At 64.7% G+C, this 23,760-nt stretch carries 23 protein-coding genes, 1 pseudogene and 1 riboswitch; of the genes and pseudogenes, 9 read left to right on the top strand and 15 right to left on the bottom strand.

Going from position 1 to position 23,760, the window contains the following annotated elements; genetic code table 11:
* Positions 1-1,666, top strand: a 1,666-nt coding sequence (gene recN / locus B1C78_RS01075; protein ID WP_077277298.1) for a DNA repair protein RecN, incomplete at its 5' end; no start/stop codon positions are given.
* Positions 1,667-1,740: 74 nt separating this feature from the next.
* On the opposite strand, the gene fur is transcribed toward recN, so the two are convergent.
* Positions 1,741-2,169 carry a ferric iron uptake transcriptional regulator gene (gene fur / locus B1C78_RS01070; protein ID WP_077277297.1) on the bottom strand — a complete coding sequence of 143 codons (429 nt, stop codon included), beginning with the start codon at positions 2,167-2,169 and terminating at the stop codon, positions 1,741-1,743.
* Positions 2,170-2,259: 90 nt separating this feature from the next.
* On the opposite strand from fur, the gene B1C78_RS01065 reads away from it, so the two are divergent.
* Positions 2,260-2,595, top strand: coding sequence for an outer membrane protein assembly factor BamE (locus B1C78_RS01065; RefSeq protein WP_077277296.1), 336 nt, complete (start codon positions 2,260-2,262; stop codon positions 2,593-2,595).
* 192 nt (positions 2,596-2,787) lie between these two features.
* Here B1C78_RS01065 and B1C78_RS01060 read toward each other — a convergent pair whose 3' ends face one another.
* Genes B1C78_RS01060 through B1C78_RS01050 form a run of 3 tightly spaced genes read right to left on the bottom strand, consistent with a single transcriptional unit; the run spans position 2,788 to position 4,921 of the window.
* The gene (locus B1C78_RS01060; protein ID WP_077277295.1) at positions 2,788-3,123 is read right to left on the bottom strand and encodes an RnfH family protein; all 336 of its coding nucleotides are present in this window, start codon (positions 3,121-3,123) and stop codon (positions 2,788-2,790) included.
* On the bottom strand, positions 3,113-3,550 hold the full coding sequence (locus B1C78_RS01055; RefSeq protein WP_077277294.1) for a type II toxin-antitoxin system RatA family toxin: 438 nt from the start codon (positions 3,548-3,550) through the stop codon (positions 3,113-3,115). Before B1C78_RS01055 ends, B1C78_RS01060 begins: the two co-directional genes overlap by 11 nt.
* Before the next feature lie 12 nt (positions 3,551-3,562).
* Positions 3,563-4,921 carry a sodium-dependent transporter gene (locus tag B1C78_RS01050; protein WP_077277293.1) on the bottom strand — a complete coding sequence of 453 codons (1,359 nt, stop codon included), beginning with the start codon at positions 4,919-4,921 and terminating at the stop codon, positions 3,563-3,565.
* A gap of 292 nt (positions 4,922-5,213) precedes the next feature.
* On the opposite strand from B1C78_RS01050, the gene smpB reads away from it, so the two are divergent.
* Both smpB and B1C78_RS01040 read left to right on the top strand, forming a co-directional pair.
* A complete protein-coding gene (smpB, locus tag B1C78_RS01045; protein WP_077277292.1) occupies positions 5,214-5,687 on the top strand; it encodes an SsrA-binding protein SmpB in 474 nt (157 codons plus the stop codon).
* Between the two features lie 198 nt (positions 5,688-5,885).
* The gene (locus B1C78_RS01040; RefSeq protein WP_077277291.1) at positions 5,886-6,623 is read left to right on the top strand and encodes a PEP-CTERM sorting domain-containing protein; all 738 of its coding nucleotides are present in this window, start codon (positions 5,886-5,888) and stop codon (positions 6,621-6,623) included.
* Between the two features lie 215 nt (positions 6,624-6,838).
* Here the strand turns inward: B1C78_RS01040 and B1C78_RS01035 are convergent, their stop codons facing one another.
* The 4 genes from B1C78_RS01035 to B1C78_RS01020 form a co-directional block, all read right to left on the bottom strand.
* Positions 6,839-7,366, bottom strand: a complete 528-nt coding sequence (locus tag B1C78_RS01035; protein ID WP_077277290.1) for a GNAT family N-acetyltransferase — start codon at positions 7,364-7,366, stop codon at positions 6,839-6,841.
* Positions 7,367-7,795: 429 nt separating this feature from the next.
* Complete coding sequence (locus tag B1C78_RS01030; RefSeq protein ID WP_077277289.1) at positions 7,796-8,230, bottom strand: GNAT family N-acetyltransferase; 435 nt, start codon at positions 8,228-8,230, stop codon at positions 7,796-7,798.
* A gap of 9 nt (positions 8,231-8,239) precedes the next feature.
* Positions 8,240-9,088 (bottom strand): alpha/beta fold hydrolase, encoded by an 849-nt coding sequence (locus B1C78_RS01025; protein ID WP_245795258.1) that lies wholly within the window; start codon positions 9,086-9,088, stop codon positions 8,240-8,242.
* Positions 9,089-9,496: 408 nt separating this feature from the next.
* Positions 9,497-10,126 carry a class I SAM-dependent methyltransferase gene (locus B1C78_RS01020; RefSeq protein WP_077277287.1) on the bottom strand — a complete coding sequence of 210 codons (630 nt, stop codon included), beginning with the start codon at positions 10,124-10,126 and terminating at the stop codon, positions 9,497-9,499.
* A 301-nt stretch (positions 10,127-10,427) separates the two neighbouring features.
* A riboswitch (cyclic di-GMP riboswitch) is annotated at positions 10,428-10,514 on the top strand.
* 359 nt (positions 10,515-10,873) lie between these two features.
* Here B1C78_RS01020 and B1C78_RS01015 point away from each other — a divergent pair.
* Positions 10,874-13,276 (top strand): putative bifunctional diguanylate cyclase/phosphodiesterase, encoded by a 2,403-nt coding sequence (locus B1C78_RS01015; RefSeq protein ID WP_217697982.1) that lies wholly within the window; start codon positions 10,874-10,876, stop codon positions 13,274-13,276.
* An 8-nt stretch (positions 13,277-13,284) separates the two neighbouring features.
* Here B1C78_RS01015 and B1C78_RS01010 read toward each other — a convergent pair whose 3' ends face one another.
* From B1C78_RS01010 to B1C78_RS00985, 6 genes and pseudogenes are all read right to left on the bottom strand, one after another.
* Entirely contained in the window at positions 13,285-13,815 is a 531-nt protein-coding gene (locus B1C78_RS01010) for a GNAT family N-acetyltransferase (protein WP_245795257.1), read from the bottom strand.
* A gap of 168 nt (positions 13,816-13,983) precedes the next feature.
* Positions 13,984-14,268, bottom strand: a complete 285-nt coding sequence (locus tag B1C78_RS01005; RefSeq protein WP_077277284.1) for a hypothetical protein — start codon at positions 14,266-14,268, stop codon at positions 13,984-13,986.
* 184 nt (positions 14,269-14,452) lie between these two features.
* Positions 14,453-14,698, bottom strand: a pseudogene (locus tag B1C78_RS01000) (CDGSH iron-sulfur domain-containing protein); the annotation flags it as partial.
* Between the two features lie 94 nt (positions 14,699-14,792).
* On the bottom strand, positions 14,793-15,509 hold the full coding sequence (gene dnaQ / locus B1C78_RS00995) for a DNA polymerase III subunit epsilon (RefSeq protein WP_077277282.1): 717 nt from the start codon (positions 15,507-15,509) through the stop codon (positions 14,793-14,795).
* 193 nt (positions 15,510-15,702) lie between these two features.
* On the bottom strand, positions 15,703-16,155 hold the full coding sequence (gene rnhA, locus B1C78_RS00990; RefSeq protein WP_077277281.1) for a ribonuclease HI: 453 nt from the start codon (positions 16,153-16,155) through the stop codon (positions 15,703-15,705).
* Positions 16,148-16,894: a class I SAM-dependent methyltransferase gene (locus B1C78_RS00985; protein ID WP_077277280.1), complete on the bottom strand. Its 747-nt coding sequence runs from the start codon at positions 16,892-16,894 to the stop codon at positions 16,148-16,150. The genes rnhA and B1C78_RS00985 overlap by 8 nt, the downstream gene beginning before the upstream one ends.
* A 171-nt stretch (positions 16,895-17,065) precedes the next feature.
* Between B1C78_RS00985 and B1C78_RS00980 the strand changes: the two genes are divergently transcribed.
* The 4 genes from B1C78_RS00980 (at position 17,066) to B1C78_RS00965 (ending at position 21,653) form a co-directional block, all read left to right on the top strand.
* The gene (locus tag B1C78_RS00980; protein WP_245795256.1) at positions 17,066-18,784 is read left to right on the top strand and encodes a lytic transglycosylase; all 1,719 of its coding nucleotides are present in this window, start codon (positions 17,066-17,068) and stop codon (positions 18,782-18,784) included.
* A gap of 73 nt (positions 18,785-18,857) precedes the next feature.
* Positions 18,858-19,703: a Stp1/IreP family PP2C-type Ser/Thr phosphatase gene (locus B1C78_RS00975; RefSeq protein ID WP_077277278.1), complete on the top strand. Its 846-nt coding sequence runs from the start codon at positions 18,858-18,860 to the stop codon at positions 19,701-19,703.
* Positions 19,704-20,549: an FHA domain-containing protein gene (locus tag B1C78_RS00970; RefSeq protein WP_077277277.1), complete on the top strand. Its 846-nt coding sequence runs from the start codon at positions 19,704-19,706 to the stop codon at positions 20,547-20,549.
* A 315-nt stretch (positions 20,550-20,864) separates the two neighbouring features.
* Positions 20,865-21,653 (top strand): enoyl-ACP reductase FabI, encoded by a 789-nt coding sequence (locus B1C78_RS00965; RefSeq protein ID WP_077277276.1) that lies wholly within the window; start codon positions 20,865-20,867, stop codon positions 21,651-21,653.
* A gap of 154 nt (positions 21,654-21,807) precedes the next feature.
* Here B1C78_RS00965 and B1C78_RS00960 read toward each other — a convergent pair whose 3' ends face one another.
* Positions 21,808-23,709 (bottom strand): SurA N-terminal domain-containing protein, encoded by a 1,902-nt coding sequence (locus tag B1C78_RS00960; RefSeq protein WP_077277275.1) that lies wholly within the window; start codon positions 23,707-23,709, stop codon positions 21,808-21,810.
* Between the last annotated feature and the right edge of the window lie 51 nt (positions 23,710-23,760).

The raw sequence follows: 23,760 nt of genomic DNA, 5'->3' as shown, positions 1-23,760 counted from the left end.
CGACGCGCTGGCGCTGGAGTTGGAGGCGGGGATGACGGCGCTGACGGGGGAGACGGGGGCGGGCAAATCGATCCTTGTCGATGCCCTGGGGCTGGTGCTGGGGGACCGGGCGGACAGTGCGGCAGTGCGCCCCGGGGCGGAACGGGCCGAAATCGGCGTGGGGTTTGAACTGGCCGACAATGCCACCGCCCGGGCCTGGCTGGAGGAACAGGCCATGGACGCGGGGGATGAATGCCTGCTCCGCCGCGTGGTTGGCGCCGACGGCAAGAGCCGGGCCTGGATCAACGGGACGCCGACCACGCTTCAGAACATGAAGGCCCTGGGCGAACTGCTGGTGGACATCCACGGGCAACACGCCCACCAGTCACTCACCCGCCGTGACGTGCAGCGCCTGATCCTCGACGAGTTCGCCAACCATCCCGGCCTCCTGGAGGAAACCCGCGTCAGCTTCCAGGACTGGCAGGACCTCAAGGCGCGCCTGGAACGGGCTGCCGGCGACGACGAGGCGCGCACGGCCCGGCGCGACCTGCTGCGCTTCCAGACCGGCGAACTCCAGGCCCTCGATCTGGGCGAGGACGAGGTGGAAGCCCTCGACGGGGAGCAGCGCCGCCTGGCCCATGCAGGCAGGCTGCTGGAATTGAGTGAATCGGTCCACCACGGCCTGTACGCCGACGACCACAGCGTGGACGCCCTGCTGTCGCGGTTCCATTCCCTGCTTGACGAGGCCGCGCAGCTCGACCCGGCCCTGGGTGAACCGCTGGAATTGATGAACAGCGCCCGAATCCAGCTGCGCGAGGCCGCTGACGCCCTGCGTCACTACGCGGACCGTGTGGACCTGGATCCGGCACGGCTGTCTTTCGTGGAACAGCGCCTGACGGACATCCACGACCTGGCCCGCAAGCACCGCGTCGCCCCCGAGGCCCTGCCCGAACTGACCCGCACCCTCCTGGCGGAACTGGCGCAACTTGAGGGTGACGAGGAAGATCTGGACGACCTGACACGCAACGTGCAGGCGGCGGAGGCCCGTTACAGGGAAGCGGCGATGGCGCTCTCCCGCTCCCGCCGATCGGCAGCGAAACAGCTGAGCGGACAGGTCAGCGAGGCCATGCAGGGGCTGGGAATGGAGGGCGGCGTCTTCCAGGTGCAGGTCGACAGCGATCCGGACGTGCGCCCAGCCGTACACGGGACCGACCGCATCGAATTCCTGGTGACTGCCAATCCCGGCCAGCCCGTGCAGCCGCTCTCCAGGGTCGCCTCGGGCGGCGAGCTTTCGCGCATCAGCCTGGCCATCCAGATGATCGCCGCGCGTTCCCTGCCCATCCCCACGCTGATCTTCGATGAGGTGGACTCGGGCATCGGCGGCGCCGTGGCCGAGGTGGTGGGCCGGCAACTGCGCGCGCTGGGCGAACACCGCCAGGTGCTGTGCGTCACCCACCTGCCCCAGGTGGCGGCACAGGCCCATCATCACGTCCAGGTCAGCAAGCGCAAGGGCAAGGCCGACACCCGCACGCAGATCCAGGTGCTGGATGACGACAGCCGGGTTCAGGAAGTGGCGCGCATGCTGGGCGGCCTGGAACTGACCGATCAGACCCTGGCCCACGCACGGGAAATGGTTGAGAAGGTGAAAGACAATTCAAGATTCAATGTTCAAGATTCAAAGGGCTGACACCCGCCACCGCCGGTTGAAAATACTGCCAAGGCGTTTTCTTTGAATCTTGAACATTGAATCTTGAATAGCCTTCAAGCCTTCTGTCGCCCCGGGCAATCATCGCGATTGCACTCGCCGTAAAGTATCAGGGCGTGGTCCTTGATGGTGTAGCCGAGGCGCTCGGCGATGGCCTTCTGGCGCTCCTCGATGACGTTGTCGGTGAACTCGTCCACGCGACCGCAACTGAGGCAGACGATGTGGTCATGATGGCGGCCGCGCTCCAGTTCGAACACGGCCTGGTTGCCTTCGAAGTGGTGCCGGTTGACCAGGCCCGCCGCCTCGAACTGTGTCAGCACCCGGTAGACGGTGGCCAACCCGATCTCCTCGCCCCCTTCCAGCAACTGGCGATAGATGGCCTCGGCGCTCAGGTGCCGGTCCTCGGAACTCTCCAGCAGCTCCAGGATCTTCATCCTGGGCAGCGTGACCTTCAGTCCGGCCTTTTTCAGGTCCTGGCTTTCCAAGCGCGCCTCCTGTCGGACACGGGTTGATTGCGTGTACAATCCGGCCTTCGTGTCCCCACCCCGTTTCCGGGCAATGGTTCCGATTCGTATATGAGAAAGAATCTCACCGGTATCCTCCTGATTGCAACCCTGGTTCTGCAGGGCTGCGGCTCCGGCCTGTTCTCGGTGCATCGCCCCGACGTCCAGCAGGGCAACGCCCTCGACGAGGATCGTATCGCCCAGCTGGAAACGGGCATGAACCCGGAACAGGTGCGCTTCCTGCTGGGCGATCCCGTGTTGCGCGACCCCTTCCAGGGCGAACGCCGCTGGGAGTATGTCTACTACCTCAAGCCCGGCGACGGTCGCCCGGAGCGCCGCCGCCTGACCGTCTACTTCGACGACGCCAACCGCGTCGCACGCTTCGAGGACACGGGGCTCAAGAAGTAATCTTTCGGCAGTTCGGGCTCTCGACCGAGGGCGCCTTATTAACGCGGAGATCGCAGAGGCGCAGAGAGCGCAGAGGCTTCTTGCAGAAAAACTCTGCGCTCTCTGCGCCTCTGCGACCTTTGCGTGAGCCTGCAGAACCCGGATACTTCTTGGAACAAATGGCGCGCCCCCGTTCGCGGCAGGTCACCGCTCCTACGTATCCCCTTCGTCGTCTTCCAGATCCCCACCGCCCTTTTTCATGCGCTTGCCGGCGGCGGCGCGCTGCTTGCGCACCTCCTTCGGGTCCGCGATGAGGGCACGGTAGATCTCCACCCGGTCCCTTGGTTTCAGGACGGTGTCGCGCTTGGTGAGTTTGCCGAAGATGCCCACCTTGGCCTTTTCCAGGTCGATCTCGGGGAAGCGCTCAACGATCTCCGACGCGCGCAGGGCATCGTCCACGGTGGCGCCCTGCGGCACCGTGACCGGCACGATCACCTGCACGTCGGGCCGGGCATAGGCCACCTCAACAGCGATCCTCTCATCGTTCACCGTAGACCTCCCGTGCCCTGCGCACGAAGGAGTCCACGAGGGTATTGGCCACCTGGGTGAACACCGGCCCGATCGCCAGTCCCACCAGGCGGTTGGAAAACTCGAACTCCAGGTGCAGTGACACGCGGGTGACACCGCTCTCCAGGGCGTCGAAGCGCCAGAAGCCCTCCAGGTGGCGGAACGGCCCCTCCACCAGCCGCACCTCGATCATCTTGTTCTTCTGCAGGCGGTTGCAGGTGGTGAAGGACTTGCGCATCGCCCCCTTGGCCAGTTCCAGGGTGGCCTTGATGGTGTCCTGATCACGGGAAAGGATGGCAGAGCTGCGACACCCCGGCAGAAACCGGGGATAGGACTCGATGTCGTTGACCAGATCGAACATCTGGGCCGGACTGTAGGGCACCAGGGCGCTGCGTTGAATTGAAGGCATGCGTTCTCGGGTTCAGATCAGGCCGATGGCGCGCAGGAACACCAGCAGGATACCGATGGGTGCCACGAATCGCACCAGATAGTACCAGGTGCGGAACAGCAGCGGCTGACGGATTCCCAGCTCCTCCATGACCGAGCGCTCGGTCATCCGCCAGCCGGCGAAGATGGCGATCAGGAATCCGCCCAGTGGCAGAAGGATGTTGGAGGTCAGGTAGTCCGCGACATCGAAGAACGTCATATCGAACAGCGTGTAGCCGGACCAGTGGTTGAACGACAGCACGGTGCCGATGCCCAGCAGCCAGGCGACACCCGCCACCACTGCCGCGGCACCAATGCGGTGCAGACCGCGGTTCTCCACCAGGTAGGCCACCGCCGGTTCCATGATGGAAATGGACGAGGTCCACGCGGCGACAATGAGCAACACAAAGAACACCGTGCCGAACAGGAGGCCGCCGGGCATCTGGCCAAAGGCGATGGGCAGCGTGATGAATATCAGGCCAGGGCCCTGACCCGGCTCGAGGCCGCTGGCAAAAACGATGGGGAAGATGGCCAGTCCGGCGAGGATGGCCACCGCGGTATCGGCGCCCACCACCGTGGCCGAGGTCTTTGCGATCGACGCCCTGGAGTTGAGGTATGAGCCATAGATCATGATGGCGCCCATGCCCAGGCTCAGCGTGAAGAACGCCTGACCCATGGCCACCAGCACCGAGTTGCCGGTCAGGCGGCCGAAGTCGGGCTGGAACATGAAGCGGAAGCCTTCCATGAAATGCCCCTCGGCCATGGCGTAGCCCACCATCAGTACCAGCAGGAGCAACAGGGCAGGCATCAGGATTCGGACCGCCTGCTCCAGGCCGGAGCGCACGCCCCGGGCCACCACGAGCATGGTCATCACCATGAAGATGGTGTGCCAGGCCAGCAGCCGCTCCGGGTCGGAGACCAGACCCTCGAACATGGCCTGCGCACCGCCGGCATCCTGGCCGATGAAACTGCCGGCGCCGGCACGAAACACGTAGGACAGGGCCCAGCCGGCGATGACGCTGTAATAAGAGAGAATAATGAAACCGGCAACGACACCCAGCCAACCCAGCAGACCCCATGAGCGGCTGAGGCCCTCCTCACGGGCCAGGGTGGACATGGTGTTGATGGGGCTCTGGCGCCCGCGGCGACCAAGCAGGATCTCCGCCATCATGATGGGCAGTCCGATCAGCAGGATGCAGCCGAGATAGACCAGCACGAAGGCGCCACCGCCGTGCTCACCGACGATGTAGGGGAAGCGCCAGATGTTGCCCAGCCCTACCGCCGAACCCGTGGCCGCGAGCACGAAGACCAGCTTGGACGACCACTGGCCGTGAATGGAAACATCTCTTCTCATGATCGGATTTCCTCCCCGCAGGACGCGGGTATTGTGATCAATACGCCGGGCCTGCTCAACCGCAACGCGATCGCCCTCCTTCCACACCCTGTTTCTCTCGCAAAGACGCAAAGCACGCCAAGAGAGGACTTGATAGGGCGGGCCGTGCCCGCCAATTCAACACGATGTGGCATACGCCGGCGCCCATGGGGCGCCCTATCTTGAGACCTTCTTGGCGCACTTCGCGGCTTTGCGAGAGAAACGCCTTTCTTCGTCCGCCTCGCACATCGACCATCGCGTATAATCCCGCCCCATGTCGAAAAAGGCGAAACAGACGGGCGGCAGCACCATCGCGCTCAACAAGAAGGCCCGTCATGAGTACTTCATCGAGGACCGCTTCGAGGCGGGGCTGGTGCTCGAAGGCTGGGAGGTCAAGAGCCTGCGCGCCGGACGGGTGCAGCTCAGCGAGAGCTACGTGCTGATCAAGGACGGCGAGGCCTGGCTGTTCGGCGCCCACATCAGTCCACTGCCCACCGCCTCCACCCACATCCGCCCGGATCCCATTCGCACCCGCAAGCTGCTCCTGCGTGGCGAGGAGCTTCGCAAGCTCATCGGACAGGTGGAACGCCGCGGCTACACCCTGGCCCCGCTGGCGCTCTACTGGAAGCGCGGCCGGGCCAAGCTGGAGATCGGACTCGCCAAGGGCAAGAAGGAGCACGACAAGCGCGCGGTGGCCAGAGAGCGGGACTGGCAGCGCGAGAAGGAGCGCGCCCTCAAACACGGTTGACATCCGCAGCCGAGGCGCCGTGCCGGAAGGCTGTTTTTGTGTCGAATTTCTTTACAGTTTTCCTGGTGACGGCGTGACGCACTCCACATAACCCCCTGTAGTTACGCGACTTATCCCCATCGGCACGATTTGTGCTTTCGATTTTGTGACGCACATCACAAAATCTCGTATGGCACGAGCATCCGGGGAGAAACAGGCGTGACAAGCACAACTCAAAAGCCGGCAACACTCACTCTACTGTTGCTGATCCTGGTCCTCGCGGCCGGAACGGTCAAAGCCGGACCCATTACCCTGGACCTGCAGTACACGGGCTTCGCCAACGGTTCCACGTCGGGCACCCTCTACGACCAGACGTCCAGCAAACTGATCGGCGGGCAAGGCAGTCTGGGCGTCCAGGCCGGCATGTTCGCCTTCAATATCCTCGATACAGTGGGAGACTCGCCCTTCGAGGCCGGATCGACCCTCTACGCCTTTTGTATCGAGACCGGCATCGCCCTGCACAAAGGCGAGACGCAATACACGCTGATCAACGCCGCCGACTACACCTTTTCCGGTGCGCAGTTGCAGGCCTTCGAGCAACTGTATGCGGGCAATCATGGCGCGCTGGGGGCAAAGAGCGGGGACGTGGCCTTCCAGCTGGCAGCCTGGGAGATCCTCAATGAGACCACCGCCGACTACGCGTTGAGTGGCGATGACAAGGGTACGTTCTATTCCAGCGACTTTCAGGGCGCACGTGCCACCGCCGACAGCTGGCTCTCGGTTCTCGCGGAACACCCGGTCGACTTTCATATGTACGTGCTCAAGGCTGGCAATTCCCAGGACCTGCTCGTGTTCGGCCCCCCGGTAACCGTGCCCGAACCCGCCATGCTGACCCTCCTGGGCACCGGCCTGCTGGTCATTGCCGTGGTGTCCATGCGCCGTCGCCTGTCGCGCTGAGTACGGGGCCTAGGCAACATCGCTTCTGAACCACGAAGCGCACGAAGACCACGAAGAAAGGCCTTTCTCTCGCAAAGACGCGAAGCCCGCGAAGAAATTCAAAGAAATTATTATCTAAAGAATTCTTGGCGAGCTTTGCGGGCTTCGCGAGAGAACATCTTCTTTGTTCCTTCTTCGTGGTCTTCGTGCGCTTCGTGGTTCAAAACAAAAACCAGCTAGTCCGCATCGTCACGGCAGTCCATGACCATGTGGAAGTTCCGGAACATCATGCCCCGCAACGGCACGATCCTGTGTTCAGTCACACGGAATCCCGCCTGCTCGAAGAACGGTCGCGCGGTGACGCTCGCATCGGTGGTCAGTCGGCGGGCGCCGCGCTCCATAGCCCAGGCCCGGGCCCGGGCCAGCAATGCCGTGGCCACGCCGCGTCGCAGATGCGCCGGATGGACGAACAGGAGATCCACGTGCCCGCGGGTGTCGATGGCGATAAAGCCCGCCAGGGCGCCTTCCGTTTCACAGACGAACACGGCCTTGCGGACGAGCCGCCGACGCCAGTACTCCTCATCGGGCGGCACCGGCGCCCAGGCCTCCACCTGCTCGGGGATGTAATCCCTGGCGGCCACCTGACGCACGGAAGCCTGAAACACGTCGAGCACGGCCCCGAGATCCTCTTCCCGGAACTCGCGCAACGTCCATTGCGCTGCGGCATCCTGGGAACTCTGCCAACGGGCCGGGGGGCGCTCCATGACGCTACCCCGACACGACTCGCAAAACGGCGCGCACCGATCCGGGGTCGATGCGGACTGCCGGCCGCTCTCCCGGGCGACGACCCGTCAGGCACGCCGACTTCGCCCCGACATCGCCGTCGGGCCCCGTGTGGCCGGACACCACAAGGATATGGTGGGACATCCCTCCCATGCGCTCCCCCTCGTTGTCCCCTGCATGACCGATCGCCGGCTGCCGGGAACCTGTTCTTATGATCAAGGAGCATAGCCGGTTCCGGCGGCTTCACCAGTCGGGGGCGCCGTGTGGAGCGATTCCCAGGCCCTTCATTTGACAGGGAAAACACCTTAGGCATCACGCGCAGCTCGCCTATAACCGAGCATTTTCATTGGGTTAGCGCCAGACCCTGCCGATCGGGGCGAACCCGGCTCCGAACGTAGCCCGGGAGGGCTTCAGTCACCGGGGATGGGCATCATGAAATGAAGACTGACCATCTCCATGCCTTCGCGCTCATAGAACCGGTGCGCATCCTTTCGCTGTACGCCGGAATCCAGCCTCAGCTGTCCGCAGCCGGCCTCGGCCGCGTGCCGTTTGAGCCAGCTGAGCATCGTGCGCCCGTGGCCCCGGGAGCGATGCGCCGGGTCGGTGACCAGATCGTCCACGTACATGAAGCGCCCCCAGGGAAGATTCTCGCCGATACGAAAGCCGGCCACCGCAACCGGCCGGCCGTGCTCGGCCAGGTAGGCCAGTCGATAGGCCCCTGCTTCCATGCGCCGGATCAAGGGCACAAATTCGGGCTCCGACAGATGTGGGCGCAACGCGTGGATGACCGGAAAACACGCCGCAATCTCGTCGTCCGTCTCCGCGATGCGGATCTCTGCACTCATGCAACCCCCCTATCCCCGGACCCCACTTGGCACGGTGTCGATCCACGCTCTGAACACGTCGTCGAAGTGTTCGGGTTCTTCCAGCTGGGGCGTGTGCCCGCTGTGTTCGAACAGGTGCAGCGTCAGCCCGGGAAGTCTCGAAACAGGACTATCCCACAAGACCGGCGGCACCACGTAATCGTGGCGTCCCATCACGACCATCACGGGCATCCCGTTACCGGGCCACCGCCCAACGAAGTCATAGTCGACAAAGAACCCGCGAAAGGCATCCAGGGCACCTGCGTTCACCGGCACGCCGCGCCAGAGCCATGAACCGTCATACCCCGGATCCGCCCAGTACCTTGGGGCCTCGGCCACGTACCGGGCGACAAAGGGGTGGCCAGCGGAGTCGGCACCGAGGCCGTGCTCAGCCAGCGCCTCGAGATTGCGTTCGAGGATGGCCTTGCGCGTCTGCGTTGCATGGGCATCCCAATAGGCCCTGCCCGCCTCGACCGTACGCTGAACATTGCACGGCGGCGTACCGAGGAGTACGAGACCGGTCACCCGATCCGGGCAACGCGCCGAGTACTCCAGCGCCACGTTGCCATGGTGGGAATGACCCACGAGTACGCAGCGCCGGATGCCCAGTGCCGCCCGCACCCGGTCGATGTCGTCCACATAGGTGTCCAGGGTGACCCGGGAATGGTCGTCAACCTCCGAACCCTGTGAGAAATGGCGCAGATCCATGAATACCAGGCGTACCTCACCGCGAAGCGCCGCGGAGAACGTGCGCGGATAGTAGACGGACGAGCCGAGCACAAGGACGTCCGTGCCGCTGCCCTCGATCACGTAACGAAGCGTGGCGCCCTCAACGGGCACATATCCATCTCGCGGGGCACCCAGCTGCACCATTTCCTGATCCGGTCTTGAGACGGCATCTGATGATACCCCACGGGGCCCCGGCATGGCCCGGATGCATTGCCGGACGATTGAGTCGGGGAAGATGGATTAACCGCGAAGGCACGAAGAGCAAGAAGAAAGGCTGTTCTCTCGCAAAGACGCGAAGCCCGCAAAGAAAACCGTTTCCTTTCAACAAGTACCGTAGGTTGGGGTGAGCGGAGCGAACCCCAACAGCGGTGTCACGATCGCTTATCGATGTTGGGGTTCGCTCCGCTCACCCCAACCTACGGCTGTTCTTGAACCGTGATAATCCTTACTTTGCGGGCTTCGCGTCTTTGCGAGAGAAACGGTTTTCTGTCTCTTCGTGTCTCGTGGTTCAACCGAACTTCAACCCGGCCGCTGACTCTCCCGGCGAAAGAGGCAATAGACGAAGCTCTGGGTCTTGCCGGCCGGGGTCCGGTGCGCTTCGCGTTCGTGCTGCAACAACGTGAAGGCATCGCCGAACTCCGCCTGCAATTGATCCGGCCGGTAGCGCATGACCGGCAGACCGCTGCACTGCTCGGGTCCGTCCTCGGCGAAGGTGGCGACGATCACGTGGCCGCCCGGCTTCACGGCGCGCAGCACCGTATCCACGTAGCGGCGGCGACCTCCGGGCTCGGTCAGAAAGTGGAACACGGCGCGGTCATGCCACACATCGAACGCACCGGCGGGAAATTCCGCCCGGGTGACGTCCCCCTCGATCCAGTCAACCTCGGCCGCCCGCGACCCGAGACGCGCCCTGCAGGCGGCCAGCGCGGCGCCCGAGATATCCAGCACGGAGAGCGATGAATAGCCTTCCGACAGGAGTGCGTCGACAAGCCTCGATGCGCCTCCGCCCACGTCGATAATGGCCGCCGTGTGCGGGGCGCCCGTCGCCCGGATAAGGGAAAGTGACTGCTCCGGATGGGCCTGGAACCAGCTCACCTCCTCCGTCGAGCGCGTCGTGTAGACCTTCTCCCAGTGTTCCCGTGACTGCATGCCGTACTCCCGGATTGTGACAAGACCCCACCCGACACGCTTTCCTCCGACCGGGTGAGACGAACTTAAGCCCTTATTATCCGTACCATCGGAGCACTACCGCTGCATTGCGCCCGATCAAGCGGGGCAGAGCAAGCTGCCGACCTCGTGACAACTTGCGCCCTGGCGGGAAGCGGGTTCGTCCCTTTCGCCGTCCGGAAGGTGGTGTGACGGAGATCGGGACCGGGCGGTAGGGTTGACGTGACGGAAGGCACCTTGCAGGTGTTGGCTCACGCTTAAGAAATGTGATATTCATCACATTGTCTGATTAAGGCAAACCCGGCGAAAGACGGGGACGCAAAGCCGATGGTCTAACGGACTCCGGTCCCATGACAGCATGGCTGCCAGACCGCCAACCGCTCGTTTCGGTTATCGCATCTGCTCGCTTGCATCCCGCTGATCCCGTAGTGCCTTATCGACACCGGAGAAGACACGGATTCGTCCCGGGGACGACGTGATGCGGGTGCTGACCGGGCCGATGTCCATCCCCGTTTCTCCCGCTCCTCCCCCCTCCTTGCAAGAAAAGGGACGCCGGACGGCTTCGAGCAGGGAAAGCGTCGCCGCGATGCGGCTCACACTGTGGTTCGGTGGCCGAGGTTGGGGATACCAGACAGGGGGCTTCGAATGCGTTCACTCACGCCGCGACCAGGCACGCTAGCCCCGATCGCGGGTCTCGTGTGTCTTGCCGTCCTAGCCGCGGCATTCACCGTGGCGGTCGTACACTTGCAGTCGGGGGCTGCCGCCTACCTAAGCGGCGAGAGCATCTGGTCCCGGGCGCAGTTGTCCGCCGTGCGTGACCTGGATCGGTATGCGCGAACGGGTGACCCGGCATACCTGAAACACGCCCGTGCCTGGCTGGACGTTCCCCTGGGCGATCTGGACGCGCGCAAGGCGATGGAGGCCCCGACACTGGATTACAAAACCGCCCGCGAGGGACTGTTGCGGGGACAGATACACCCCGACGATGTTCCCGGAATGATCCGTCTTTTCCGTCACTTCTCGGAAGCGCCCTATTTTCGCGACGCGGTCCAGGCCTGGCGCGACAGCGATCCCTACATCCTGGAACTTGCTGCGCTAGCCGATCGTCTCCAGGCCGAATGGGAAACGGGGGCGCCTTCTCCGGCCCGGCTGGCACAGTCACGCATGTACCTGGTCGAGATCAACCTGGCGTTGGAACGGCTCAGTCAGAGGTTTCGCACAGAAGCCTCCGGCGCGGCGCGCTGGATGACGCGGATGCTGTCTGTTGCCAGCGTCCTCTTCCTCCTCACGCTCGCGGGCCTCACCGGGCTGCTGGGATGGCGGCTCACCCGTGCGCTCACCTCCGCCGAGCGCAAGTTCCGGACCACGTTCGAGCAGGCCGCAGTGGGCATGGCCCTGGTCGCACAGGACGGGCGACTGCTCGATGTCAACCGGGCTCTGTGCAACATTCTCTGCCGCCCCAAGGAAGCAGTCCTCGGTCAACCCTACCCGGCGTACATCCATGCAGAGGACCAGGAGATCGCGCGGGCACAGTGGGAAGAATTGATCTCCGACACCCGCGAGAACGACACGGTGGAGCAGCGCCTGCATCGCGGCGACGGAGACACGGTCTGGGTCAAGCTGACCATCTCCAGCATGCGCGAGGATTCCCGTCATGGTCCCCGCTTTATTGCCATCATCGAGGATGTCTCCGAGTCCCGTCGCCTGTCACTGGAACTCGATTACCAAGCCAACCATGACGCCCTCACCGGCCTGCCGAACCGCCGCGCCTTCGAGCGCAGGTTGGCCGAGACGCTGCGCCGAGCCCGGGCCGATGGCTCCGCGCACGCGCTCTGTTTCATCGATCTGGATCAGTTCAAGATCGTCAATGACACCTCGGGCCACGTGGCCGGCGATGAACTGCTGCGCCAGGCCGCCGACCTCCTGCGCAGAAGTATCCGGGAGCATGACCTGCTCGCCCGCCTGGGCGGAGATGAGTTCGCCATCATCCTACAGGACTGCGACCTGGGAGGTGCCGCCAGGATCTCGGAGAAGCTGCGCAAGGCGCTGGAGGGTGCAACCTTCGCCTGGGAAGATTCCACCTTCAGCCTGGGATGCAGCATCGGCGTCGTTCCCATCACCGCGGCCAGCACCGACACCGGCAGCCTGCTCAGGGCGGCGGACATCGCCTGCCACCTGGCCAAAGAGAAGGGCCGCAACCGCGTGCACCTGCTGTGCGAGGACGACCGGCAGCTTGCCGAACGGCGCGGAGAGATGGAATGGATGGGGCGCATCCGGGCCGCGTTGCGGGATCAGCGGATGTTCCTGGACGCACAGCGTCTCGTCTGCCTCGCGCGGCCCGAGCACCTGCGTTATGAAGTGCTCGTGCGCCTGACCGACGAAACGGGCAAGGTGGTGCCTCCGGGCGCGTTCCTCCCGGCGGCGGAACGCTTTGGCGCGGCGCACCTGGTCGACCGCTGGGTGATCGAGCACGTCTGTGCCCGCCTCGCGGCGCATCCTGAGCACCTTGCTGCGCTCGATGCATGTCATATCAATCTCTCGGGGCGCTCCTTCGATCAGGCAGATTTCTTCCACTTCGTAGTGGACAGGCTGGAGCACTACGGTGTCCCGGGAGAGAAGATTTGTTTCGAGATCACGGAGACCGCGGCGGCAAGGAATCTCGTCGATGTGATCGGCTTCATGGATCGCCTGGCCAGCCGGGGATGCACCTTTGCACTGGATGACTTCGGCTCCGGTCTGTCGTCCTTCGGCTATCTGCGCCGCCTGCCCGTGGACTGCCTGAAGATCGACGGAACCTTCGTGCGGGATATTGCCAGGGACGCCACGGACCGAGCCATGGTGCGCGCGATCAACGAGATCGGACAGACCCTGGGCAAGACGATCGTTGCCGAGTTCGTGGAATCGGACGAGGCACTGGAATTGCTGAAAGACATGGGCGTGCACTTCGCTCAGGGTTATGCAGTGCATCGCCCCTGCCGGTTCGACGAGATCCTGAATGACGGGCACAGACGCGGTGTCACGATCGGATCCCCGCAGGGTACCGCCGCAGCGGCGGCCCGCACGCGCCTGAGCGCAGCACCTGACGTTTCGAATCCGGACGCCATCCGCAGGGCCAGGAGCCTCTCCCGGTAATCGCGCCACTACTCCCGCCAGTATTCCGGCCTGTTCATGGCATCGGCGCACATCACGGTCCCGTGCACATTTCCAAGCACGTCGGGGCTCAGGGCGTGGACCATCCACGCGTCCGTGGGAGAAACGGGGAAGGGAGGCAAGAGCCCGTGCGCCAGCGCCGGCTCGAAGCCATGACGCCGGTAGTAGCCCGGATCGCCGAGAACGAACACCAGTTCTACACCCGACTCCGTTAGACGCCTGAATCCGTGTGCAATCAGACGGCCGCCGATACCCTGCCCCTGCGCCTGCGGCACTACGGCCAGGGGCGCGAGAATGGCCATGGACACGTCACGTGGCGCCGCGTCGAGGCGGGCCGCGGTGAAGAGCACGTGCCCCACCGCCCGGTCATCGTCACGCGCAAGCAGGGACAACAGCGGCTGAGCGGTGGGATCATTCAGGAGATCACGCACCAGGCCAGCCTCCACGTCTCCGCCGAAGGCGGCCCTCTGAATATGCAGGATATCCGGCAGGTCGGCCGACGAGGTCGTGATCAGCTGCATCATCCGTCCTGCCAAGAGTGCTGTACCAACCAGCCCGCCACCGGCACTCCGCCTGCCTGGGGGCACAAAGGGGCGGCTGCGCGCCCCGTCAGCCCGTGGACAGACAATCAACCGGCTTCGGGCAACGGCCCGATCGCTTCATCACAACGGCACCGTCGGCCTCGGATCCTACTGGCGCATGGTCTCCGCCAGCGCCTCCTCCAGCAGTTCCCGGCTCACGCCCTTGCGCTTCAGGGTGGCGACAAGCTCCCACAAGCCGTCCGAACCGAGGCGCTCCCGATCCTTGCGCAGACCTTCGCCCACGTAGGCACGAATCAGCGGCTGGTAGCCGCGAAAACCGAGCAAGGGCGCCAGGCGCTTGAGATCGGCGACCACGTCCCGAGGCATGCGCAGGGTCACGGTGGTCATGGGTGACTTGGCGGCGGAAGCAGCGTTGTCATTTGAATCGTTCATGGCATCTCCGCGTTCGCCCCCCGGGTGGCGTGAAGCCCGGGGAGCACCGCTCCCACCACGCATCGACACTCTCCGGGACTCAATAGGTGTTTACATTGTAAACATACTTTAATTATTTGAAAACACTTCCATTTCCCCCTCAGTCCGGCATTCAGGCACGGCCGGGGGAACACATGAATCAATCATCCGCCCTGTTGTGGGAGCCATCGCAGTACGGCGCATTGCCGGTACGCTTGCATCGGCACAGCCAGGCCTCGCCGCTCTTCTCGGCGGTGAAGGCCACCGGCTCGCAGCCGGTACCCTGGTGGGAACCGTCGCAGAACGGCTGTTTACTGGAACGGCCGCAGCGGCACCAGAAATATTTCCTGCCCGCTTCCAGCGTGACGGCGATGGGTTCCATTGCGGCAGCTTTGGGAACGCAGTTGCTCATTCTCAACCCCTCTTGTCAGTTGTCAGTTGTCAGTTGTCAGTTGTCAGTTGTCAGTTGTCAGTTGTCAGTTGTCAGGCGGAGTGTAGCGGGTCGGCTACCAGGGAGAGGACGGGGAGAGTTTCTCCAGCAGGGCGTGATGGGCCTGCAGTTCGGCGTCTGAGGGACGGATGACTCGCAAGCGGGGACGGCCCTCCGGCAGACGGCGCGGGGCCCGCACATCAGAGCCGCCGTCGGTCCCGGCGGACTCGCCGCCCAGCGACAGGGTCACCTGCCCTCCCGTCATGGCCAGGTAGACGTCCGCGAGGATCCGTGCATCGAGCAGGGCGCCGTGCAGTTCGCGCCCCGAGTTGTCGATCTGGTAGCGCTTGCAAAGCGCGTCCAGGCTGTTGCGCTGGCCCGGGTGCATGCCGCGCGCCAGTTCCAGGGAGTCCAGGACCGTGGCGTGGTCGATGACCCGGCCGTAGTCACCCTCCAGCAAACCCAGTTCGTGGTCAATGAAACCCACGTCAAAGGGTGCGTTGTGGATGATCAGTTCCGCACCGCGAATGAACTCCAGGAACTGCTCCACCACGTCGGCGAACCGCGGCTTGTCCGACAGAAACTCGTTGCTGATGCCGTGCACGGCCAGCGCACCCTCGTCGATCTCACGGTCCGGCTGCAGGTATTGATGAAAATGACGCCGCGTCAGCCGCCGACCCACCAGCTCGAGGCAGCCGATCTCGATGATGCGGTGCCCCTGCGAAGGCTCCAGCCCCGTGGTCTCCGTATCCAGCACCACCTGGCGGCGGTTGTTGTCAGCCGATTCGGTCATTGGTCAGTTGTCAGTTGTCAGTTGTCAGTCGCAAGCGTAAACCATCACTTCGTCGGGCCTGTACCTTCTGCATTGCACCATGCACGGGCGCGTAACGCAGAGGTCGCAGAGGCGCGGAGAACGCGGAGAGCAGTTGACGAAAGAAAGCCCGCGTCCTCTGCGTCTCTACGACCTCTGCGTCGTTACTCTAAAGTCACGAAGGACTCCCGGCCAGCATCTCGTCGATGGCCTCGTTGGCCAGGCGGTCGGCGAGTTCGTTTTCCGGGTGGCCCGTGTGGCCGCGCACCCAGAACCACTGGATGTCGTGGCGCGCAGCCGCCGCGTCCAGGCGCTCCCAGAGATCCTGGTTCTTCACCGGCTTGCGGTCCGCGGTACGCCAGCCGCGGCGCTTCCACTGGTGGATCCACTGGGTGACGCCCTGCTTCACGTACTGGGAATCGGTGGTGAGCACCACCGCGCAGGGGCGCTTCAGGGTTTCCAGGGCAACGATGGCCGCGGTCAGTTCCATGCGGTTGTTGGTGGTCTCGGGCTCGGCACCCTTGAGGGTGCGCTCCCTGCCCTTGTAGCGCAGCACCGCACCCCAGCCGCCGGGGCCCGGGTTGCCGCGACAGGCCCCGTCAGTGAAGATTTCCACGCGCTCAGCCACGGCCCTGTCTCCGCAGTCCGGAGCCGGCCAGGCCGGCGGCGATGCGCCGGCGCGGTCGCCAGCGCGGCCGGACCGGCGTCAGCGTGACAACACGTTTTCGGGCGAGTATCACGTAGACACTCCCCAGGATCGGCCAGAAACGGGCGCCCAGTGTCTCCATGAACCGCAAGCGCCGCAACACACCGGCGTGGCGCAAAGGCGGGCGGAACCCGGAAGGCACGCAGTCCAGTACGTCGTAACCCAGCAGCTTGAGCCAGTCTTTCACCCGCCAGTGGGTATAGTAGCGTCCGTGCCAGGGCGCCGTGCCGCGCCCCATGGCCGCGAGCCGCCGCAGTCCCATGAAGCTGATGGGATTGAAGCCGATGACGATCACATGGCCCTCCGGTACCAGTGTGCGGTCCACCTCTCTGAGCACAGCGTGGGGATCGGCACAGAATTCCAGCACGTGGGTCAGCACCACCAGGTCCAGCGTATCGGCCGCCACGGGCAGCGCCCGGGGCTGTGCGAGCACATCTGCGGGAGGCACCAGGTCCAGCCGCACCCGGTGGATGATCCGGCTTCCCTCCAGCGTATCCCGCTCCGGGCCCAGATCTCCGATGCGCAGGGCGTGATAGCCGAACAGCTGCGGGACCATCGAATTCAGATAACGCACCACGTCATCGGCAATGGCCTCCCCCGGCGGGGACGCGTACCAGTCACGCAGAGCCAGGCGGTCATGGGGTGCGGAAGCGGGATTCATGGCGGAACAGCATATCGGATGGCGAGGCCACAATGTGCCCGGATTTGTGCCGCCCGTCGGCAGGATACTCGCCGCCCCCGGCAAGCCGGACGTCTTACTGTCTGGATTACCGCACCGTGCAGTGGATTCGCACTTGTTAACACCAGCCCCCCATGGCTATGCTTGTCGCCCATGAAATCCTCCTTCGCCATGGCCCTGCCCGCCGTATCGCTGGCGGCCGCGCTGCTCCTTGCGGGTTGCAGCGGCCTGCCCGTATCGGACGAGGCCCGTGATGAGGCCCGGGCCCCTGACCCCGTCAGCGACGAGGCCCAGCTGGCAGGGCCTCCCAAGCCCGCCCCGGGCGACGGTACACAGGCGGAGCGACTGCTGTCCCTCGAGGATTCGGCGCCCTTTCCGGATCTGGCGGTGACCCGCCACATCCCGGTCGGGGAGGCCCCGGAAAACAACGACATCTGGGGTCGTGTGCGGGCCGGTTTTACCATGCCGGATTACCGCCATCATCCCCGGGTGCAGCCCCACATCCAGTGGCATCAGTGCCGGCAGGACTTCCTGCACCGGGTCACGGCCCGGGCCGAACCCCTCCTGCACTACATCCTGGAGGAAATCGAGGCCCGGGAACTGCCCACGGAGCTCCTGCTGCTGCCCATCGTGGAGAGCGCCTATCTCCCGTTCGCCTATTCTCCGGGGCGCGCCGCCGGCATCTGGCAGTTCATCCCCTCCACCGGCCGGCACTTCGGCCTGAAGCAGAACTGGTGGTACGACGGGCGACGCGACATCCACGCATCCACCCAGGCGGCCCTGGATTACCTGCAGCAGCTTAATCAACGCTTCGACGGCGACTGGCTGCTGACGCTGGCCGCCTACAACGCGGGCCAGGGCACGGTGTCCCGCGCGATTCAGCGCAACGAACGCCTGGGTCGCCCAACCGACTACTGGCATCTGGACCTGCCCCGTGAAACCCGCCATTACGTGCCCAAGCTGCTGGCATTGCAGGCCCTGGTGGAGAACCCCTGGGCCTATCACGTGGAACTCTGGCCCGTGCCCGATGAGCCCTACCTGGAACGGGTGGCGCTGGACGGACAGCTGGACCTGGCGGTAGCGGCCCGGCTCGCGGAGCTGGACGTGGAGGACATCTACCAGCTGAACCCCGGCTTCAACCGTTGGGCTACCGACCCCGAGGGCCCGCACTACCTGCTGCTGCCCGCCGACCGGGCCGAGCGCTTCTCTGAAGGGCTGGCCGCCATCGATCCGGGCGAGCGGGTGGCCTGGCACCGTCACCGGATCCAGACCGGCGAGACCCTGAGCCATATCGCCACCCGTTACCGCACCACGGTGGCCATGCTGCAACAGACGAACAACCTGCGCGGCACCAACATACGGGCCGGACAACACCTGCTGGTACCCAGCGCCACCCGACCGTCTTCCGGCTATACCCTGAGCGCCGAGCAGCGCCGCAGCAACACACAGGCCCGTGGACCGGCCGGACGCCAGCGCCATGAACACGTGGTCCGGCAGGGGGACAGTTTCTGGGCCCTGTCCAGACGCTACGGCGTCACCGTGGCGGAACTGACCCGCTGGAACGGCGTCGCGCCGGGCGACCCCATCCGGCCCGGACAGCGCCTCGTCGTGTGGCTGCCGGATGGCGAGCGCGCTGCCGAGGTGGCCGCTGCCGGACCCATGCCGGCGTCCCTGCAGCATGTCTCCACGCGCCGGCAGACGGTGACGTACTCCGTGCGCCGGGGCGATTCCCTGCACAGCATCGGCCAGCGTTTTCGCGTGTCCGTGGCGGACATCCGGCGCTGGAACAACCTGGGCAACGGCAGTCTGATCCGGCCCGGGCAGAGGCTGACCCTGCACGTGGATGTCACCAATCAGGGCAGCGGGACATGACGGCGCCCGCGCGTCACCTGCTGTCCGGTTCGACCCCATCCCCCTACGCCCCGCACCACGGGGGCGAGCGCTGATGCCCCAGCGTGCCTCGATCCGGGTTGCCGGACTCAGCAACCAGGGCAGGGTACGCACCCATAACGAGGACACGATCGGCGACGACACCGAGCTCGGCGTGGTCGTGCTCGCGGACGGCATGGGGGGCTACTCCAGCGGCGAGATCGCCAGCCGGATCGCCGTGGACACCGTGCTCGGAGAACTGCGCACCCAGCTGCCCGGCATCCGGCCCGACGAGCTGGATCAGAGGCTCGGTTATTCCCCCCAGACCCGCGCGGTGCGAAACGCCATCGTCAAGGCCAACACGGCCATCTACGAAGCGGCGCAGCAGGACAACCGCCACCGCGGCATGGGCACCACGCTGGTGATGGCCGTGATCCGCGACAGCCAGCTCACCATCGCCAACGTGGGTGACTCGCGCATGTACCGTTTGCGCGACCAGACCATGGAGCAGCTGACCGTGGATCACACGCTGATCCAGGAGCTGGTCGATCATGGTTTCTACAACCGCGACGAGGCCCGCGGGGCACTCAACAAGAACCTGGTCACCCGGGCGCTGGGCATAGAACCCAGCGTGGCCGTGGACGTGCGCGAGGGGCTCGCCCTGCCCGGTGACCTCTACCTGTTGTGTTCCGACGGCCTAAACGACATGATTGAGGACGAGGCAATACGTCTCATTCTTCATGAACACGGTAACGATCTGGATTTGGCCGCCACGGCGCTGATCGGGGCGGCACTGGACGCCGGCGGCAAGGACAATGTGTCGGTCCTGTTGGTGCGGGTGATGGATCCCCACTTCCGGGGCGCGCCCTGGTATCAGCGGATACTCGATGTCCTCAAACGCAAGGTGAACGGAAACGGCTAGATGGCTCGGCTTATTGTCTACCTCAACGACCAGTTCCTCCAGGAAGTCTCCCTGGACCGCAAGACGATCACCATCGGTCGCAAGCCGGATAATGACGTGCACCTGGACAATCATGCGGTCAGCGGTTACCACGCGCAGATCATCACGCTGCTCAACGACAGCTTCCTCGAGGATCTGGACAGCACCAACGGCACCACGGTCAACGACAAGCCCATACGCAAGCGCGCACTGAAGGAAGGTGACGAGATCGGGATCTACCATTACCGGCTCGTCTACACGCGCAAGGCGGGCAGTGTGCAACCTGTCGCCCCCGCCCAGATGGACAAGACCATGATCATTCGCATGGACGCCATGGGATTGCCGGCCGATGCGGCAGACCGCAAGGTGGAAGCGGTCGTTCAGAAGCTTGGCCAGTCTGCCGGTGGGTCCATGGCCCAGCCCACCCGGCCACAGTCCGCGACACCTCCCCGCCCGAGCACGGCACCGCCTCCAGCTGCCCGTGTCGCGGCGGTGCGCACGCCTGCCCCGTCCCCCGCTGCCGCGCGCCCTGCACCCGGCACTGCAACGCCTCCATCCGCCAGGCTTGAGATCCTGACCGGACCCAATGCCGGCCGCACCCTGGAACTCTCCAAACCCCTCACCACACTCGGAAAGCCCGGCATCCAGGTGGCCGCCATCCAGCGCCGCATCGGCAACTACATGATCATCCACGTGGATGGGGGCGCAAGCGGCGCCTCCCCGAAGGTGAACGATGAACACATCGGCAACGCCTCCAGGGGACTCAAACACGGCGACACGATCGACATCGCCGGCGTTCGCATGAAGTTTCTCGAAGGCGTGAAGTGAGCATCCGGTGACACGATGAAAGGGGCGAAGCCTGAATCGTGACATGGACAGGCGGACCCTCTCACACTTCGCACTCTCCGATTCACATCTCTCACACGACGCCCGTACAACTTCAGTCACGCCATCCCTGACCAAGAACGGGTCCATCGCCGATTCACGTGCACCGGAGTGGATCGCACGCAGGTCCCGATAGTATGATGCGGCCATTGTTCAAGGCCAATCAGCCATCGCAAATCGCTTTCGTGGGCGCCGCGCGAATCATTGCGTCCATGCAAGACACCACGGCACAGCGGCCTCACTGTACAGGAGATGCTCATGGGTTTTCTCACAGGCAAACGTGCACTGATCGTCGGTGTTGCCAGCAACCGCTCCATCGCCTACGGCATCGCCAGGGCCATGCGGCGCGAAGGGGCCGAACTGGCCTTCACGTACCAGAACGAACGCCTCCGGGACCGCGTCGAGAAGCTGGCAGCCGAGTTCGACTCCGACATCCTCGTGCCCTGCAACGTGGAGAGCGACACTGAAGTGGAGGCGGTCTTCGACCACCTGGACAACTACTGGGAGCACCTGGACATCCTGGTGCACTCGGTGGCGTTCGCGCCCAGGGAGGAGCTGGAAGGCGATTTTCTGGACAACATCTCGCGGGAGGGCTTTCGCATCGCCCATGACGTCAGTTCCTACAGCCTGGCCGCCCTGGCCAAGGCGGGCCGGCACATGATGAAGGACCGCAACGCCGCCATCCTGACCCTGAGTTATCTCGGCGCAGTCAGGGCCATGCCGAGCTACAACGTCATGGGACTGGCCAAGGCCAGCCTGGAGGCCAACGTGCGCTACCTGGCCTACACGCTGGGCCCGGAGACCACGCGGGTGAATGCCATCTCCGCCGGCCCGATCCGCACCCTGGCGGCAGCCGGTATCGGCGACTTCCGCAAGATTCTCGACCACGTAGAGAACAACGCCCCGCTGCGCCGCAACGTCACCATCGACGACGTGGGCAACGCCGGCGCATTTCTCGCGTCGGATCTCGCATCCGGCATCACCGGCGAGATCCTCTACGTGGACTCCGGCTACAACACGCTGGGGCTGGGACCGGCGGAGGTGTAACCACGTTACGAAGTGGGAAGTGGGAATTGGGAAGGGAGAAGTAACGGCTTCACTCCCTCGCCCTCAGGGAGAGGGTCGGGGTGAGGGTGGTTTTCGTTCCCACTTCCCAATTCCCACTTCGTACTTCCTTTCCCAATTCCCACTTCTTACTTCATTAGAGGTTTTCCCCGTGAATGCGGATCTTCGCCTCCGCCTCCAGCGCCTGGTACAGGGCTTCGAATTCGAGCCCCCCGTACAGGCCGGTCAACTGGCCTGCCACTTCGGCACGGCGGGCGGGATCCACCTCCCCGGGCTCCCAGCCGTGCTGCACGAACACGGCGTAGTCACCGCCCTCCACGGCCAGACCGCCCACCAGCGGGGTGCCGTCCACGGGTCGGGCCATGGTGAAGATCCGGTGCAGCACACGGGATGACACCTCGGCGGAATCCCGGGTCACCCAGGTCTCCTCCATACTCGCACCGGGCAACTCCGCCACGACGTCCGCAAAGGACTCCCCGGCACGCAGACGTTCCATGGCCCGGGTGCCGGCTTCCTCGGCCCGAGCCCGGGCGCCTTCCCACACCAGCTGCAGGCGGATCTCGTCGGCCACGTCCTCCAGCGGCCGCGCGGCCGCCGGCTCGCGTTCGGCGATTCGGATGACGGCCACCCGCCCGTCAGGCAGATCGATCAGGTCGCTGTTTCGCCCGGCACGCACGTCCTCGCTGGCCAGCGCCCGCTGCACCGCCGGCTCCGCCGCCAGACCCTCCGATGGTTCATCGCGCGCGAACCAGTCCGTGTGGCGGATCTCGAGACCCGTCGCGTCCGCGGCCGGTTCCAGACTCCCGGGCTGTTCGTAACTCTCCGTGAGCAGGCGCTCGGTGAGTTCGATCTGCAACCGTTCGATACGCCGGTTGCGATACTCCGCCTCCACCTCGTCCCGGACCTCCGCAAACGGCGTGCGCACGGGCGGGCGAATCTCGGTGAGCTTGACGATCTGGAACCCCTGGCGCGTGCGCACGGGGTGGCTGATGTCGCCCTCACGCAGGGTGAACAGCACCGCCTCCAGGTCGGGATCGATATCGCCCCGGGCAATGAAGCCCAGGTCTCCGCCGCCCGTGGCGGCCAGCGGATCGTCAGAGACTTCGGCCGCCAGGTCGGCGAAATCCTCGCCGTCGTCCAACCGCTGACGGGTCTCCCGGGCCCGCGCCTCGGCACTCGCCACGGCATCGGCATCGGCGTCATCGGGTACGCGTATCAGGATGTGGCGGGCACGACGCTCCTCGGGCTCGGTGAAGCGGTCCACGCGCTGTTCATACTCCCGGCGCAAGTCCTCCTCGGTGACGCTGACCTCGCCGCGCAGGGTCTCTTCGTCCAGCATCAGGTAGGCAAGCCGGATTCGTTCGGGTGTCCGGTACCGGTCCGCGTGTTCCTCGTAGTATTCGGCTACCTGCTCATCGTCCACCTGGATCTCATCCACGAACGCCTCGGCGGGGATCGTGTGCAGGCTGACACTGCGGCGCTCGTTGCGCAGGCGCAGGTAATCCTCCAGCATGGGACCGGGCATGAAGGCGGCTTCCTGGTATCCGCGCTGGAACTGCTCCAGCAGGAGTGCCTGCTTGATCAGCGATTCAAACTGGGCCGGCGTGCGGCGCTGGGCGTCCAGCACCTGCCGGTAACGCTCGGGGTCGAATTCGCCCGCACGCTGGAAACCCGGAATACCCCGAATCTCCGCCGCCACGGCGGAATCGCTGACGCGGAACCCCTTCTTGTCCGCCATCTGTGCCACCAGTTCCCGCCGGATCAGCGACTGCAGCGCGTTGTCGCGCAGAACCGCGTCGTCCACGGCGCCGGAGGGGATTCTCCCCCCGAACATGGCGGCCAGCTGCTGGCGCTGATTCTGGTATTCCTGCTGGAACTGGCGCTGGGTGATCTCCACCCCGTTGACCTCGGCCACGACCCGGGCCGGAGCGCCGCCGAAATACTCATTCAAACCCCAAAGGGCGAACGGGATACTGATGAGGATGATGATCGCGTAGGCGATCCAGCCCGTAGCCTTGTCTCGAATCTTCTGAAGCATGTCAGGATGTCACTGTGTCCGGTGAATCAGGGCAATCCGCCCATGATAGCG

The organism is Thioalkalivibrio denitrificans (assembly GCF_002000365.1).
GTDB lineage: Bacteria > Pseudomonadota > Gammaproteobacteria > Ectothiorhodospirales > Ectothiorhodospiraceae > Thioalkalivibrio_A > Thioalkalivibrio_A denitrificans.
The sequence above is the reverse complement of the archived record's forward strand: the minus strand, read 5'-3'. Positions and strand labels throughout refer to the sequence as shown.